General features: G+C 70.2%; 11 protein-coding genes. 4 read left to right on the top strand and 7 right to left on the bottom strand.

Annotated features, from left to right (window positions below):
• Nucleotides 1-14 precede the first annotated feature (14 nt).
• Complete coding sequence (gene sthA / locus ACGFIE_RS05805) at nt 15-1,418, top strand: Si-specific NAD(P)(+) transhydrogenase (RefSeq protein ID WP_393291470.1); 1,404 nt, start codon at nt 15-17, stop codon at nt 1,416-1,418.
• 63 nt (nt 1,419-1,481) lie between these two features.
• Here sthA and ACGFIE_RS05800 read toward each other — a convergent pair whose 3' ends face one another.
• Entirely contained in the window at nt 1,482-2,798 is a 1,317-nt protein-coding gene (locus ACGFIE_RS05800; protein ID WP_393291469.1) for a PHB depolymerase family esterase, read from the bottom strand.
• A 309-nt stretch (nt 2,799-3,107) separates the two neighbouring features.
• Here ACGFIE_RS05800 and manD point away from each other — a divergent pair, with 309 nt between their 5' ends.
• Nucleotides 3,108-4,316 carry a D-mannonate dehydratase ManD gene (manD, locus tag ACGFIE_RS05795; protein WP_393291466.1) on the top strand — a complete coding sequence of 403 codons (1,209 nt, stop codon included), beginning with the start codon at nt 3,108-3,110 and terminating at the stop codon, nt 4,314-4,316.
• A gap of 4 nt (nt 4,317-4,320) precedes the next feature.
• Here manD and ACGFIE_RS05790 read toward each other — a convergent pair whose 3' ends face one another.
• From ACGFIE_RS05790 to ACGFIE_RS05765, 6 genes are all read right to left on the bottom strand, one after another.
• Nucleotides 4,321-6,459, bottom strand: coding sequence for an alpha-glucuronidase (locus ACGFIE_RS05790; RefSeq protein WP_393291464.1), 2,139 nt, complete (start codon nt 6,457-6,459; stop codon nt 4,321-4,323).
• Between the two features lie 43 nt (nt 6,460-6,502).
• A complete protein-coding gene (locus tag ACGFIE_RS05785) occupies nt 6,503-7,195 on the bottom strand; it encodes a hypothetical protein (RefSeq protein ID WP_393291462.1) in 693 nt (230 codons plus the stop codon).
• An 80-nt stretch (nt 7,196-7,275) separates the two neighbouring features.
• Nucleotides 7,276-8,919: an extracellular solute-binding protein gene (locus tag ACGFIE_RS05780; RefSeq protein ID WP_393291460.1), complete on the bottom strand. Its 1,644-nt coding sequence runs from the start codon at nt 8,917-8,919 to the stop codon at nt 7,276-7,278.
• A gap of 45 nt (nt 8,920-8,964) precedes the next feature.
• Nucleotides 8,965-9,903: a carbohydrate ABC transporter permease gene (locus ACGFIE_RS05775; RefSeq protein ID WP_393291458.1), complete on the bottom strand. Its 939-nt coding sequence runs from the start codon at nt 9,901-9,903 to the stop codon at nt 8,965-8,967.
• Nucleotides 9,900-10,892 (bottom strand): ABC transporter permease, encoded by a 993-nt coding sequence (locus tag ACGFIE_RS05770; protein WP_393291456.1) that lies wholly within the window; start codon nt 10,890-10,892, stop codon nt 9,900-9,902. The genes ACGFIE_RS05775 and ACGFIE_RS05770 overlap by 4 nt, the downstream gene beginning before the upstream one ends.
• On the bottom strand, nt 10,889-13,294 hold the full coding sequence (locus ACGFIE_RS05765; protein ID WP_393291455.1) for a glycoside hydrolase family 3 N-terminal domain-containing protein: 2,406 nt from the start codon (nt 13,292-13,294) through the stop codon (nt 10,889-10,891). Before ACGFIE_RS05765 ends, ACGFIE_RS05770 begins: the two co-directional genes overlap by 4 nt.
• 316 nt (nt 13,295-13,610) lie before the next feature.
• Here ACGFIE_RS05765 and ACGFIE_RS05760 point away from each other — a divergent pair, with 316 nt between their 5' ends.
• Both ACGFIE_RS05760 and ACGFIE_RS05755 read left to right on the top strand, forming a co-directional pair.
• Nucleotides 13,611-14,645, top strand: a complete 1,035-nt coding sequence (locus ACGFIE_RS05760; protein WP_393291452.1) for a LacI family DNA-binding transcriptional regulator — start codon at nt 13,611-13,613, stop codon at nt 14,643-14,645.
• Nucleotides 14,646-14,659: 14 nt separating this feature from the next.
• Nucleotides 14,660-15,670, top strand: a complete 1,011-nt coding sequence (locus ACGFIE_RS05755; protein WP_393291449.1) for an acetylxylan esterase — start codon at nt 14,660-14,662, stop codon at nt 15,668-15,670.
• Nucleotides 15,671-15,888 lie beyond the last annotated feature (218 nt).

The raw sequence follows: 15,888 nt of genomic DNA, 5'->3' as shown, positions 1-15,888 counted from the left end.
CGACGCTAACGATCGTGTATGACTACGACCTGTTGGTGCTGGGCTCCGGACCCAGCGGTCAGAAGGCCGCGATCGCCGCCGCGAAGCTCGGCAGGCGGGTCGGCATCGTGGATCGCCGCGACATGCTCGGTGGGGTGTGCATCAACACCGGCACCGTTCCGTCCAAGACGCTGCGCGAGGCGGTGCTCTATCTGACCGGCCTGAGCCAGCGTGACCTGTACGGCAGCAGCTACCGGGTCAAGGAGGACATCACGGTCAGCGACCTGGCCGCCCGTACGCAGCACGTGATCACCCGACAGACCGACGTCATCCGCAACCAGCTCGCCCGCAACCGCGTCGCGATGATCACCGGGACGGGGCGTTTCGCGGACGCGCACTCCATCTGGGTCGACGCCGGCTCGGGGCGCGAGTCGAAGGTGACGTTCGACAAGGCCGTCATCGCGGCTGGCACCCGCCCGGCCCGCCCCGACAGCGTCGACTTCGACGACCGGACCATCGTGGACTCCGACGGCGTCATCAACCTCCAGGCCGTCCCCCGCAGCATGGTAGTGGTCGGCGCCGGCGTGATCGGCATGGAGTACGCGTCGATGTTCGCCGCCCTCGGCACCAAGGTGACAGTCGTGGAGCGCCGCGAGCGGATGCTCGAGTTCTGCGACGACGAGGTCGTCGAGTCGCTGAAGTACCACCTGCGCGACCTGTCGGTGGCGTTCCGCTTCGGCGAGGAGGTCGCCGCCGTGGAGAAGCACCAGACGGCGGCGCTGTGCATTCTCAAGAGCGGCAAGAAGATCGTCGCGGACACCGTCATGTACTCGGCCGGCCGGCAGGGCCAGACCGACGACCTGGCGTTGGAGGCGGCCGGCCTGGAGGCGGACCGGCGCGGCCGGATCGCCGTCGACGCCAACTACCGCACCCCGGTCGACAACATCTACGCCGTCGGCGACGTGATCGGCTTTCCGGCGTTGGCGTCCACCTCGATGGAGCAGGGCCGGCTGGCCGCGCAGCACGCCTGCGGCGAGCCGATCCGGGAGATGCACGGCCTGCAACCGATAGGCATCTACACCATCCCGGAGATCAGTTTCGTCGGTCAGACCGAGGCCGAGCTGACCGACGCGTCGACGCCGTTCGAGGTGGGCATCGCGCGTTACCGCGAGTTGGCCCGGGGCCAGATCGTGGGTGACTCGTACGGGATGCTGAAGCTGCTCGTCTCCCCCGAGGACGGGCGGCTGCTCGGGGTGCACGTGTTCGGCACCGCCGCCACCGAGATCGTCCACATCGGCCAGGCGGTGATCGGCTGTGGTGGCACGATCGACTACCTGGTCGACGCCGTGTTCAACTATCCGACCCTGGCCGAGGCGTACAAGGTCGCCGCGTTGGACGCGTCCAACAAGATTCGCAACATCACCCGCATCGACGGTTGACCGCCCTCGCGGGCCGGCCGGCACGGAGGGTACGGGCCACCCTCCGCACCGGCCGGGGTTCCGTCAGCCCGCCGCGCAGGTCGGGCTGAGGCTTCCTGCGGTGCCGGTGCCCTGGAAGCCGAACTCGGTGGACTGCCCCGCGCCGACCTGGCCGTTGTACGACACGTTCCTCCAACTCGTCGTGCCGGTGTTGCCGGTGCGGTCGGCGCTCCACGCGTTGGTGACAGTCGCGCCGGACGGCAACGCGATAGTCACGGTCCAACCGTTGAGGGCCGACGAGCCGGCCGTGACCCGTACGTTCGCCACGAACCCGCCGGTCCACTGGTTGACCGTCACCGCGGCGGCGCAGTCACCCGATCCCGGAGGCGGGGTGGTGGGCGGAGGGGTGGTCGGCGGCGGGGTCGTCGGCGGCGGAGTGGTCGGGGGCGGTGTGGTCGGCGGGGGTGTGGTCGGCGGGGGTGTCGTGCCGTCCAGCCCGAAGAAGCGGATCACCTGAGCGGCGTCGACAGGCAGGTTGTGGGTGACGCCCTGCATGCTGATCGCCTCGACCGGCGCCATCGGACCGCTGCTGCCGTACCGGGTGCGGGTGTACCCGGACTGCGGGGAGTCGGTGTACGTCGGCGTCTGGCTGAGCCCGTGCACGTTGGTCCACTGTTTGATCTGCTCGCCGAAGTTCGGGTAGCGCAGGGTCTCGTCGCTCGTGCCGTGCCAGATCTGCATCCGCGGTCGCCGGCCGGTGTAGCCGGGGTACGCCCCGCGGACCAGGTCCCCCCACTGCTGGGCGGTCTTGATGAGCTGCCCGTTCGCGCACTCGCTGTTCCACTCCGAGGCGCCCCCGGTGGCGAAGCAGGCGAACGGCACCCCGGCGAAGGACGCCCCCGCCGCGAACACGTCCGGGTAGTCACCGAGCATGACGTTTGTCATCATCGCGCCCGACGAGGTGCCGGTGGCGAAGACGCGGTCCGGGTCGGCGGAGTACCGCTGCTTCACGTAGTCGACCATCGACATGAGCCCGACCGGGTCGCTGCCGCCACCTCGGCGCAGCGCCTGCGGTGAGGCCACGTCCCAGCACTTGCTGCTGCGGGTCACCGACGGGTAGATGACGATGAAGCCGTACCGGTCGGCGAGTGACGCGTACTGCGTGCCGGAGTGGAACGCGGGGCCCGACCCGGTGCAGTAGTGCAGGGCGAGCAGGATCGCCGGCCGGGACGCCACCCGGTCCGGGACGTACAGGTGCATCTGGAGGTTTGTGGGGTTGGTGCCGAAGCCGGTCACCTGGGTGAGCGTCGCCGCGGACGCCGGCGTGGCGAAGGCCAGCGCGGCGGCGGCGAGTGTCACGACCGCCGTGACGACGCCGACCATCCTTGTCTTCAGTGTCATGGTTCGCGATTCCTCGGGAGAGTGGCGCATGGAAGGGGGGTGAGTCGAGGACTGCCCTTCGCCCGACCGTGACCGCGGCTCGCGTGACCGATGTCAGCTTCAATCGAGCACAGTCGATTGTCAAGGTTTCCGGAAACCTTTCGGCACCAGGGATTGGGCGTTCACCTGCGCATGAGCACGGGGCGGCAGCACCGTTCACCACCGGCTGTCGGCGGGCTATTATCGGCACGTTCTCGATAAGCAGACCGTCCTCGCGTGACCCCCCTGCGAGCGTCCTCACCCGACTCCCGCAGGCACGAAGGAGATCGAGTGAAGATCGTCGACGCCCGGGTCATCGTGACCTGTCCGGGCCGCAACTTCGTCACCCTCAAGATCGTCACCGACGAGGGCGTCACAGGCGTCGGGGACGCCACCCTCAACGGGCGGGAGTTGGCCGTCGCGTCGTACCTGCGCGACCACGTGGCGCCGCTGCTGATCGGCCGGGATCCGGCGCGGATCGAGGACACCTGGCAGTACCTGTACCAGGGCGCGTACTGGCGGCGCGGGCCGGTCACGATGAGCGCCATCGCCGCGGTGGACACCGCGCTGTGGGACATCAAGGGCAAGGTCGCGGGCCTGCCGGTCTACCAGTTGCTCGGCGGCCGGTCCCGCGAGGGCGTCACGGTGTACGGCCACGCCAACGGCGAGACCGTCGAGGAGGTGCTGGTCGAGGTCGCCCGCTACGTCGACCTCGGCTACCGGGCCGTGCGGGTGCAGTGCGGTGTGCCGGGCCTGCCCAAGACGTACGGGGTCAGCGCCGACAAGCTCTTCTACGAGCCGGCCGACGCGGCGCTGCCCAGCGAGGCCACCTGGTCGACGCCGCGCTACCTGTCGCACGTGCCAGGCGTGTTCGCCCGGGTCCGCGACGAGTTCGGCCCCACCCTGCGGCTGCTGCACGACGTGCACCACCGGCTCACGCCCATCGAGGCGGCCCGGCTCGGCCAGAGTCTGGAGCCCTACGCGCTGACCTGGATGGAGGATCCGGTCCCCGCCGACCTCCAGGAGGGCTTCCGGCTGATCCGGCAGCACACCACCACCCCGATCGCCGTGGGCGAGGTCTTCAACAGCGTCTTCGACGCGGCGCAGCTCATCCGGGAGCAGCTCATCGACTACATCCGGGCCACCGTGGTGCACGCCGGCGGCATCACCCACCTGCGCCGCATCTTCGACCTCGCGGCGCTGCACCACGTCCGCAGCGGCTCACACGGCGCCACCGACCTGTCGCCCGTCTGCATGGCCGCCGCGCTTCAGCTCGACATCTCGATCCCCAACTTCGGGCTCCAGGAGTACATGCGGCACACCGCAGAGACCGACGAGGTGTTCCCGCACGGCTACCACTACGCCGACGGCTACCTGCATCCCGCCGAGACCCCCGGGCTGGGCGTCGACATCGACGAGGAGGCGGCGGCCCGCTACCCGTACGCGCCCGCGTACCTGCCGGTGAACCGGTTGGAGGACGGGACCGTACACCCCTGGTGAGTGGTCAGTGGATGCGTCGCCCCCGCGCGTCGGGTATGCCGGACTTGCGGAAGAAGTAGGTGTTGATCTGGTCCCGCCACTCGGTGGCGCAGCGCACCTGCTCGTCGAGGCGCTCGGCCACCCGCTCGTACACGCTCGGATCGATCATCCCGTTCAGGGTCCGCCACCGCCGCCGCATCGTCGCCACCTCCTCGACGCCCGCGAAATGGGTGTCGTAGATGTGCTGAATGACCGTGGACCCGCTGTGCAGGACGTGCGTGTACGGGACGTGGTGGAAGAAGAGCAGCAGCTCGTCGGGGCACGTCTGCGGCGACTCGTAGACGTCGGCCCAGTAGGGCGGGTACTGGCCGGCGAAGCCGGTGCCCGTCGCGCGACTGCGGTCCACGCCGACGCCGTCGCGGTCGGCGAAGTGGTAGGTGCCCCACCGCGAGTACTCGTACCCGTCGACGTCGGGCCCGTAGTGGTCGCCGGGATGGACCATGAAGCCGACGCCCAGCGGGGCGGTGTACCGCTCGTACGTCCGCCAGGAGTCGTCCATGATCTCGTGCAGCGTCCGCCGCACCAGCTCCGGTTCGGCGGTCGCCGACGGGGGGAACGTCAACGTCATCCACTCGTCGAGGACCGCCGTCGGGTCGAGGCGCGGGTCCCAGGCGAGCCTGCCGAACGTGTACAGGTTCGCCTGCGCCAGCGGGTGCCCCGTCCAGAAGCGGTCGTCGCCGGTGTTGGCGACGGCGACCAGGCCGCCGCCCGTGCCGGCCTCCCCGGTGGCCACGTCGGCGATCGTCCGTCCGCCGGGACCCCAGGGCGCGAAGCGCAGCACCTCGCTCCAGCACGGCCCGAGGTGGCAGACGTGCCGCTGCTGACCCGTGTACTCCTGCGTGACCTGCAACTCGACAGCGATCCGGGTGGCCGGCATGGCGGCGAGCACCGGCGAGACCGGCTCCCGCGTCTGGAAGTCCACCGGGCCGAACTTCACCTGCAGGACGACGTTGGTGCGGAACCGCCCGTCGAGCGGGGCGAAGTGGTCGTACGCGGCCCGCGCCCGGTCGGTGGACCGGTCCCGCCAGTCCTGGTGGTGGTTGTAGACGAACGCCCGCCAGTGCACCACTCCCCCGTACGGGGCGAGCGCCTCGGCGAGCACGTTCGCCCCGTCGGCGTGGTCGCGCCCGTAGGTGAACGGGCCGGGTTGCCCCTCGGAGTCGGCCTTCACCACGTAGCCACCGAAGTCGTCGATGCGCTCGTACACCCGCCGGGTGGTGGCCGCCCACCAGGCGCGGACGTCCTCGTCGAACGGGTCGGCGGTCGGCAGTCCACCGAGGACCACTGGCGCGGCGAAGGTGACCGACAGGTGAACCCGGATGCCGTACGGGCGCAGCACGCCCGCGATCTGCGCCACGTCGTTGAGCCGGTCGGTGAGCAGCAGCGCCTCGGCGTGACAGACGTTGACGTTGTTCACCGAGATCGCGTTGATCCCGCTGGCGGCCAGCAGCCGTCCGTACTCCCGGATCCGCGCCAGGTCCCCGCGCGGACGGCCGCCGGCCCAGAAGATCGAGCCGCCCGCGTACCCCCGTTCGACCTGACCCATCACCGGGTGCACGGCCACGTTGTCCCAGTGGTTCAGCATGCGCCGACGCAGCGCCGGCCGGTGCAGCTCGGGTGGGCGGGCCGGGTCGAACGCCGCCGCGCAGAGCCGGACGACGTGGAACAGCCCGTACAGCAGACCGGCGGGCGCGTCGGCCAGCAGCACCGTCAGGTCGCCGGCGCGGGTCAGCAGGAACCCCTCGTCGCCGAGCGTCGCGTCGCCGCCGAGGTCGACGAGCGCCGCCTCCCCGGCCGACCGGGCCGCCGCGACCGCGGAGCCGGGCAGCTCGTCGGCGCCGCGCAGGAGGAGGACCAGGTCGACGTCGACGTCCCAGGAGGGCGAGTGCCAGACCCGCCCGCCGTAGCGGGCGCAGGCACGTGTCACCTCGTCGAGGACGGTGTCGACGAGCAGCCCGTCGCCGTGCACGAGCACGCGGCGCGCGCCGAGCGCCCGGAACGCCTCCGGTGGGAGCCAGGCGGGATGCACCCGCGGGTCCTCGACGCCCGGTGGCTCCGCCACGAACATCGACTCCTCCAGGTCCGTCGACTCGTACGCGTTCACGTGTCCTCCCGGTCGAAGCGCACCTCGACGGTCGCGGACAGGCTCATGCGGTGAACTCCTTCCGGATCAGGTGGATCATCGGGTCGCCGACGCGCAGGACCGCCAGGACCACCACCGAGGCGAGCAGCACCGGGACCGCCTCGGAGAAGACCGCGGTGACCCCGGCCGCCGCGGCGAGCAGCAGGGCGTTGCCGAGGGTGACCCCGGGGGTACGGACGAGGAAGTGCACGGCCAGCCGCAGGACGTCGCGGGTGCGGAACTCGTACAGTGCGGTGATGACCAGCGCGTTGGCCGCACAGAGGGTCACACCGACCGCGATCACTACCAGCGGGACCACCCACCACCTCGGGAGGCCTATCGCACCGCGGTAGGCCAGGTTCAGCGCGAGCACGGTCAGCCACAGCAACGTCGGAGCCCAGACCCGCAGCGCGCCCCCGACGTTGAGCCGGTAGCCCCGCCAGAAGAGGGCTGCGGGCCGCAGGTCCGTCAGATCGGGCGGCTGGTGGCGCAGTGCGTACAGGGCGGCACAGATCGCCGGGCCGACCGGCAGCAGCAGGAGCGCGGCCAGCGGCAGGTTGCGGGGGTCGCGGCCGAGCAGCAGCAGCGGAAGCAGGCCGGGCAGCGTGGTGACGAGGAGCAGCACCTCCACCACGAGCAGGATGTAGACGCGGGACGCGAACCGGGACAGGGGGCCGTCGCCGAACTGCCGCCAGGCGTGCGCGGTGCTACGCGTCATCTCGTCCTCTTCGGTGCGGTGCGCGGGTGACGGTGTGCGGCCGGTCCGGTCGTGACGGGCACGACCGGACCGGCCGACGATCAGCCGTGGTCCTTCTGGTACCTGTCGTACGCCTTGTTGACCATGGTCAGGTAGGCGTCCATGTTCTTGCCCTTCAACTCGGCCACGTAGGCGTCCCACTCGGACAGGTTCCGCTGGCCGAGCGCGAACTGCAGGGTCGCCTGGTAGACGGCGTCCTTCAGCGGCGTCTCCCACAGTGACGCCTGTTCCCGCTCCTCGTCGTTCAGGGGGTGCGGCGGGGGCACCACGACCGGCGGACGGGCGTTGAGCACCTTCTGGAACTCCTGCTCCTCGGGGGCGAAGAAGCCCTGCACCAGCTCCGGCTTGCCGCCGTAGGCGAAGACGCCGTTGTAGAAGCCGAAGTCCTTCTGCAGATGCTTGGGCGCCTTCGGGTTCAGGCCGATGACGTTGACGTCGGGCGCCAGCTTGGGCTTGCCGGCGGCATCCCGGACGAACGTCGTGCCCTCGACGCCCCACTTGGCGAACTCCTGGCCGGCGTCGGAATACCAGAGCCAGTCGATGAACTGCATCATCGCCACGAAGTTCTTGCTCTCGCGGGCCTTCGAGGAGATCATCACGCCGTTCTCCAACCGGTTGGCGGGGTTGACCTCGCCGGCCGGTCCGATCGGCAGCGGAATCTTGGTGATCTTCGCCTTGGGGTTGGTCTTCGCGAGGTCGGGTCGGTAGTCGTTGACCACGGCCTGCGCGTTCGCGCTGATCACGAACGACTTACTGTTGGCGAGCTTCTGCCGGGCCTGCTCGTCGGTCTGGGTGAAGCTCTCCGGGTCGAGCAGCTTCTCCGACACCAACTTGTTGAGGTACTGGAGCATCTGCTTGTACTGCTCGGTGGCACCGGTGTAGACGAACTTCTTGGCGTTCGCGTCCCACGAGGTGTGCTGGAAGTTCCAGCCCGCGCCCTGGAGCCCGTACGACACGGCCAGGAGGTTGAGCAGGTTGCCGGCCGGGTTGGGCTTGCTCCACCGGTCGGAGAACGGATACACGGTCGGGTACTTGGCCTTCATGGCCTTGAGCACCGTGTACAGCTCGTCCCAGGTCTTCGGGGCCGTCAGGTTCAGCTCGTCGAGAATGTCGGTCCTGATCGCCAGCGAGTAGTCCTGCCAGGGCTTCTCGTGCAACCCCGGCAGGATGTAGAACTTGCCGTCCTCCTGGCGCCGCCCGTCGATCTCGGGCTTGAGGTTCCACTTCGAGATCTTGTCCTGCAGGTTCGGCATCAGGTCGAGGTAGTCACTGACCGGCAGGATGGCTCCGGAGGAGACGTAGGCGTCCTCCTGGCTGGGGTACGTCTTCGGAATGATCAATGGAGCGTCGCCGGCGCCGATCAGCAGGCTGCGCTTCTGTTCGTAGTCGCTCAGCGGCACGGCGACCGGCGAGAGCGTGACGTTTGCCCGCGACTTCAGCTCCTTCCAGAACAGCCAGTCGTCGCGCAGCGGGTAGTTCGGATGGTTGTTGTAGAGGATGGAGAAGGAGACCGGCTCGCTCGCCTTGAACTGCTTGCCGATGCCGTAGTCGGCCATCGCACCGGCCCGGTTCTCCGACAGGTCCTTGGAGTCGGACGGGTCGTCGCTACAGGCGGCGATGCTGGTGGCCGCGAGTAGAGCGGCTACTGCCGCTGTCGCGGCGCGGCGCCACGATCGGTGGAGCATGGCGGTCCTTTCGGGTTCGGTGGAGGGAAAAGGTGGACGTGCCGGTCAGCCCTTGACGGCGCCGAGCATCACGCCGCGGACGAAGTACCGCTGGACGAAGGGGTAGACCGCGAGAATGGGCAGGGTCGTGAGCACGATCGTCACGGCCTTGATCGTCGCGTCGGCCTGCACCTCGTCGGCCTCGGCGATCACGCCGACGTTCTCCGCGCCGGTGGCTCCCGCGATCAGGTTGCGCAGATAGACGGTCACCGGCCACAGCTCCTGCTGGTCCATGTAGAGGAAGGCGGCGAACCAGGAGTTCCAGAAGGCGACGGCGTAGAACAGCACCATCGTGGCGACGATCGCCTTCGACAGTGGCAGCACGATGCGCAGCAGGATCCCGTACGTGTTGAGCCCGTCGACGGCCGCGGCCTCCTCCAGGTCGGTGGGCAGGCTCTCGAAGAACGCCTTCATCACCAGCAGGTTGAACACGTTTATCGCGTTGGGCACCGCGATGGCCCAGACGGTGTTCTTCATGCCCAGGCTCGTGACCAGCACGTAGTTGGGGATCAGGCCGCCGGTGAAGAACATGGTGAAGACCGCGATGCCGATCAGCGCGGTACGGCCCCGCAGGTGCTTCTTGGACAGCACGTACGCGTAGCAGGTGGTCAGCACGATCGAGATGGCCGTGGCGACGACCGTGTAGAAGACGGTGTTGCGGTAGTTCGTCCAGAACAGCGAATCGTTGAGCACGAGCCGGTAGGTGTCCAGGTTGAACCCGAGCGGCACGAGGTTGACCTTGCCGCCGATGATGTACTGCTCGTCGCTGAGCGAGCGGGCCACGACGTTGACGAACGGGTACAGCGTCACCACCACGACGATGGTGAGCACTATCGCGTTGCAGGCCTGGAAGACGCGGTAGCCCCGACTCGGACGGATGCCGCGCGGTCTCCCAGCGGTTGGCAGGCCGCTCCCGGTGGCGGTGTCGGTGGCGTCGACTGTCACCACAGGCTCGTCCCCACCGTGCGACGGGCGATCAGATTCGCGGTCAGGACCAGCGTGAGCCCGATGATCGCCTCGAACAGCCCGATGGCGGCGGCGTAGCTGAAGTTGCTGGACCCGAAGCCCATCCGGAACAGGTACGTGGAGAGCACATCGGCGGTCGGATAGGTAAGCGGGTTGTAGAGCAGCAGGATCTTCTCGAAACCGACCGCCATGAAGTTGCCGATGTTGAGGATCAGCAACGTCACCATGGTCGGGCGGATGCCCGGGAGCGTCACGTGCCACGTCTGCCGCCACCGGTTGGCGCCGTCGATCCGGGCCGCCTCGTACAGGTCGTCGTCGACGGTGGTGAGCGCCGCGAGGTAGAGGATGGTGCCCCAGCCGACCGTCTGCCAGACCTCGGACGACACGTAGATGGTCCGGAACCACTCGGCGCGTTGCAGGAACGGCACCGCATCGCCGCCGGTGGCCTGCACGATCTGGTTGACGGTGCCGTCGACCGAGGTCAACTGCATGACCATGGCCGCCACGATCACGATCGACAGGAAGTGCGGCAGGTAGGACACCGACTGGACGAACCGCCGCAGCCGGCGGGCGCGCACCTCGTTGAGCAGCAACGCCAGCACGATCGGCAGCGGGAAGCAGAACAGCAGGGTCAGCGTCCCGAGCACGAGCGTGTTGGTGAAGACGTCCCAGAAGGTGGGGTCGGTGAGGAACATCCGGAAGTACCGCAGCCCCACCCAGTACTCGCCGAAGATGCTGCCGCCCGGCTTGAACCGGCGGAACGCGATCACGTTGCCGATCATCGGGAGATAGCGGAAGACCAGGAAGAACAGCAGCGGCAGGACGGCCAGCGAATACAGCTGCCAGTCCCGGCGCAGCGCCTGGCGCCAGGTGCGGCGTCGACGCGGCGCCCGTGGGGCGGGGACGGTGGCCTCCGCCGGAGCACCGGGCGGCGCCGGCGGCGGTGGCCGTAACGTCTCGGATGTCATCCTCGGCCCTCCTGTGCGGAGTGCGCGACGGCCACGAGGGGCTCGATCCGCACCGACGTGAGTAGTTCCCGCTGGTGGCCGACCTGGCGCTCGGCCCCGGTGAGCCGCAGCGGAAGGGCCGCCGCCATCTCTCCGCTCGACCGCCCGAACCGCAGCTCCACCGCGCCGGGTTCGACGATGCGCCGACCGGAACGACCGGTGAACGACGCCATGTCGGCCGGTACGCCGAACGTCACGTGGGCCGCCGCGCCGGGCTCCAGCGGCACCCGGGTGTAGCCGACGAGCCGGATCACCGGGCGGGTGGTCTGTGCCACCGGGTCGTGCAGGTAGAGCTGCACCACCTCGGTGCCGGCCCGGTCACCGGTGTTCGAGACGGTGATCCGCACCCGCGCCTCGCCGTCGACGGGCCACGCCACCGCCTCGGCCCCCGTTGTACCCGCAGGCTCCAGGACCATGGCGTCGGACCACTCGAAGGTCGTGTAGCTCAGGCCGTGGCCGAACGGGTACGCCGAGGTCGGGTCGATCGAGGACACCTTGCTGCGGTGCCCGAGCGGCGGCGACAGGTAGGTGCCCGGCAGCCCACCGGCGTCGCGGGGGACGCTGACCGGCAGCCGCCCGGACGGGTTCACCGCGCCGGTGAGCACCTCGGCGAGCGCCTGTCCGCCGAGCTGGCCGGGAAAGAACGCCTGCACGACTGCCGCCGCGGCGTCGAACTCCCTGCCGAGCGCGTACGGCCGGCCGGTCATCAGCACCAGCACGACAGGCGTGCCGGCGGCGAGGACGGCCCGGACCAGCTCGGCCTGCACCCCGGGCAGCCGCAGGTCGGCGGCGTCGCAGCCCTCACCGGAGGTGCCCCGGCCGAACATTCCCGCCCGGTCGCCGACGGCGAGCACACACACGTCGGCGGCCGTGGCAGCGGCGACCGCGGCCGGGATGCCCGAGGTGTCCTCGCCGGTGATGGTGCAGCCGGGCTCGTGGGTGAGCAGGGGGACCCGGCGGGCCAGTTCCTCACGCAGCGAGGCGATCTCCAGACCGAGGCCGTGGTCGCTGTGGTTGACGCCGACGTGGTTGGGGAAGGAGTAGCAGCCGAGCATTGCCATCGGATCGTCGGCGACCGGCCCCACCAGGGCGACGCGGCTCGCGACGGGCAGCGGCAGGACGCCGCCGTTGCGCAGCAGGACGACTGACTCGCGGGCCAGGCGTACGGCAATGTCCCGGCCGACCTCGTCGTCGAGGCGCAGGTCCGCGACGTCGTCGGGCAGCTCCCGCCAGTCCTCGTCGAGGAGGCCGAGCTCGATCTTCTGGATCAACACCCGACGCAACGCCCGGTCGATGAGCGCCTCGTCGACCTCGCCGGCGTGGACCGCCGCCACCAACGGGTCGCCGAAGGCGTCCACCGTGGGCAGCTCGACGTCGATCCCGGCGCGCAGGGCGAGGTGGGCGGCGTCGGCGGACCGTTCGGCGACACCGTGCAGGGTCTGCAGGAACCGGACGGCGAAGTAGTCGGCGACCACGGTGCCGGTGAAGCCCCACTCGTCGCGCAGCAGCCCGGTCAGCAGCTGCTCGTCCGCGGCGGCCGGCATGCCGTCGATCTCGGCGTACGAGTTCATCACCGAGCGTGCGCCGCCGAGGCGCAGGGCCATCTCGAACGGCGGCAGGATGACGTCGGCCAGTTCGCGGCGCCCCATCGACACCGGGGCGTGGTTGCGGCCACCCCGGGAGGCGGAGTAGCCGGCGAAGTGCTTGAGGGTGGCCACCACGCCGGCGTTCTCCAGGCCCCGCACGTACGCCGCGCCTGTCGTCCCCACCAGGTACGGGTCCTCCCCGATCGTCTCCTCGGTGCGGCCCCAGCGGTAGTCGCGGGTGACGTCGACGACGGGTGCGAGCCCCTGGTGTACGCCGGCGGCGCGCATCGACCGGCCGATCCGGCCGGCCATCTCCTCGACCAGGGCGGGGTCGAACGACGCGCCCCAACCCAGCGGGGTCGGGTAGACGGTGGCCCGCCAGGCGGCGAACCCGGTGAGGCACTCCTCGTGCACCTGGGCGGGGATGCCGAACCGGCTGGCGGCGACGATCTGCGCCTGGGAGGCGGCCAGCGACCGGGCGCCGAGCACCGGGTCGACGGGCGCGGTGCCGAACGGCCGGGTGAGCTGGCCCAGCCCGTGGGCGATGACGGTGTCCCAGGCGGGTGTCTCGGCGACCATGTCGGACTGGTGGGGGGCGACGCCCTCGCCGGAGGCGTCCGCGCCCACCCAGACGCCGACGAGTTGGGCGATCTTCTCCCGCACCGACATCAGCGGGAGCAGCGCCTCGGCCCGCTCGGCAGGTGACAGCCGCGCGTCACGCCACGCTGTGGCGTCGCGGGACGCCGGTTCGCCGTCGGCGGGCAGCTGACTTCTCATGCCGAGACCCCTTAGCTCCGGCCACGTTCCCGCACCCTCGTGGGATCGGTCCGTGGCGGACGGTGTGCGACCCGAAACTTTCCGGAAACCCAAGCAACCTTTTCGGCAACCTAAGTCCACCGCCCGGATGTAGTCAAGAGGCTCGATCGGTCGTGGAACGGCTCCGTCGTACGACGCGTTGCACCGGCCATTGCGCTGAGTCATGAACGTGCCCGGAAACGGTCCCGGCGGCAGCCGACCCGCGCTCGCAGCGACCGTCCTGACCGGACGATCGTGCTAAGGTCTTCCGAAAATTTCGACGCTGCACGAGGCTGCGATGACAGAGCACCGCCCGCTCGGCCCACCCGCCTCCACCACCATCGCGACGATCGCCCATGACGTCGGCGTCTCGGTCGCCACGGTGTCCAAGGTTCTCAACGGCCACGAGGACGTCGCTCCCGGCACCCGCGCCCGGATCGAGGAGAGCCTCGATCGTCACCAGTACCAGCGTCGCGCGCGGCGGTCGCCCGGCGCGGGGCGGATCGATCTCGTGTTCCACGAGTTCGACACCGGCTGGGCGATGGAGGTCTTACGCGGCGCCGAGGCGGTGACAAGCATCGCCGGCATCGGCCTCGCGGTCTCCCAACTCGACGGTGCGCACCGCCCACCGCAACGGTGGCTCGACGCGCTGCTCAGTCAACGCCCGTCGGGTGTGCTGCTCGTCCTCTGCCACCTGGCCGAGACGCAGCAACAGCAGCTGCGGCGTCAGGGCGTCCCGTTCGTCGTGATCGACACCGACAGCGCGACCTCGGCCTCCGTGCCCACGGTCGGGTCGAACAACTGGAACGGTGGCCTGCTCGCCGCTCGCCACCTGCTGGAGCTGGGCCACCGACGAAACGCCGTCATCTCCGGGCCGCCCGACGTGCTGTGCAGCCGGGCCCGGGCCGCGGGCTTCCAGCACGCCCACGAGGAGATCGGGTTGACGGTCGACCCCGAGCTGGTCCGCTACGGCAGCTTCTCCGCGGGCGCCGGGCACGCCCACGGCCTCCAGTTGCTGAACCGGCCGGATCGGCCCACGGCGATCTTCGCCGGTTCGGACACGCAGGCCATGGGGGTGCTCCGGGCCGCCCGGCAGTGCGGCCTGCGCGTCCCCGAGGACCTCTCGGTGATCGGGTACGACAACCTGCCGGTCGCCACCTGGACCGACCCGGCTCTCACCACCATCAACCAGCCGCTGCGCGACATGGCGGGCATCGCCACCCAGATGCTGCTCGACCTGGTCGGGGGCAACGGCCCGGCGACCAGCCGCATCGACCTGGTGACCGAGCTGGTCGTCCGGGAGAGCACCGCACCCCCCGCCCAACAGCTCTGACCCTGCGAGGAACCGTGCCCCACTCCGACCCCGTCCTCGACGAGCTTGAGCGGTACGCCCCGGCCGTCGCCGAGCCCGAGGACTTCGACCAGTTCTGGCGTGGCACCCTCGCCGAGGCCGCCACCCGGCCGGTGCTCGTGGACGTCCGTCCCGAACCCACCGATCTTCGCCTGCTCGACTCCTGGGACATCACGTTCGCCGGCTTCGGTGGTGACCCGGTGCGGGCCTGGTACACCCGCCCGGCGGGTATGCCGGGGCCACTGCCCGCCGTGGTGGAGTACGCCGGCTACGGGCGCGGGCGCGGCCTGCCGCACGAGCGGCTGACCTGGCCGGTCGCCGGATACGCGCACCTGTTGATGGACAACCGCGGCCAGGCGGGGCAGCACGGCGCGGGTGACACCCCCGACCCGCACGGCAGGCCCGGTGGCCCCTGGCCGGCCACCTGGGGAATCCTCGATCCGCACGACTACCACTACCGGCGTCTGATCACCGACGCGGTCCGGGCCGTCGAGGTGGTTCGCGCCCTGCCCGGCGTCGACCCGGGCCGGGTCGCCGTGGTCGGCAACAGTCAGGGCGGCGGCCTGGCCCTGGCCGTGGCCGGCCTCGTCGACGACCTCGCGGCGGTGCTGACGACAGCCCCGTTCCTCTGCGACGTCCAGCGTGCCGTCACGCTCAGCGACGTGTCGCCGTACGGCGAGATCGGCAGGTACCTGGCGGTGCACCGGGAGGCCGAGGACGCGGTCCGGCGCACCCTGTCCTATGTCGACGGGGTGACCTTCGCCCGGCGAGCGACCGCGCCGGCGCACTTCGGCATCGGCCTGCGCGACACCGTCTGCCCGCCGAGCACCGGCTTCGCCGCCTACAACCAGTACGGCGCCGCGACCGGACGGCCGGCCCCGCCGCAGCGGGAGATGCACGTCTACCCGTTCAACGGGCATGAGGGCGGCGAGGCCGTGCACGTCCGACGGCAGCTGCGTTGGCTCGCGGCGACGCTCGCGCCGAGTGACACGGTGGGCGGGGACTGACCGCCTCGCCCGCTCCCGACCATCGTCGACGTTCGATCCGTTGCCGGTGTTAGCGATAACAAGCTATGGTGCGTCCGGGCGGGGTGCAGGGCACATCCCGGCCGGGTCTCATCGATCCGTCGTCTCCGACGTCGATGACCAGTGCGATACGACCAGCGGTGTTGACGTCCGGGTTCCTGGTCCTCGCGCAGCTCACCCTCGCGTACCGTGCGGTTGCG

Source organism: Micromonospora sp. NPDC049275, assembly GCF_043197115.1.
GTDB lineage: Bacteria > Actinomycetota > Actinomycetes > Mycobacteriales > Micromonosporaceae > Micromonospora.
This window is presented reverse-complemented; position numbering and strand designations above follow the sequence as displayed.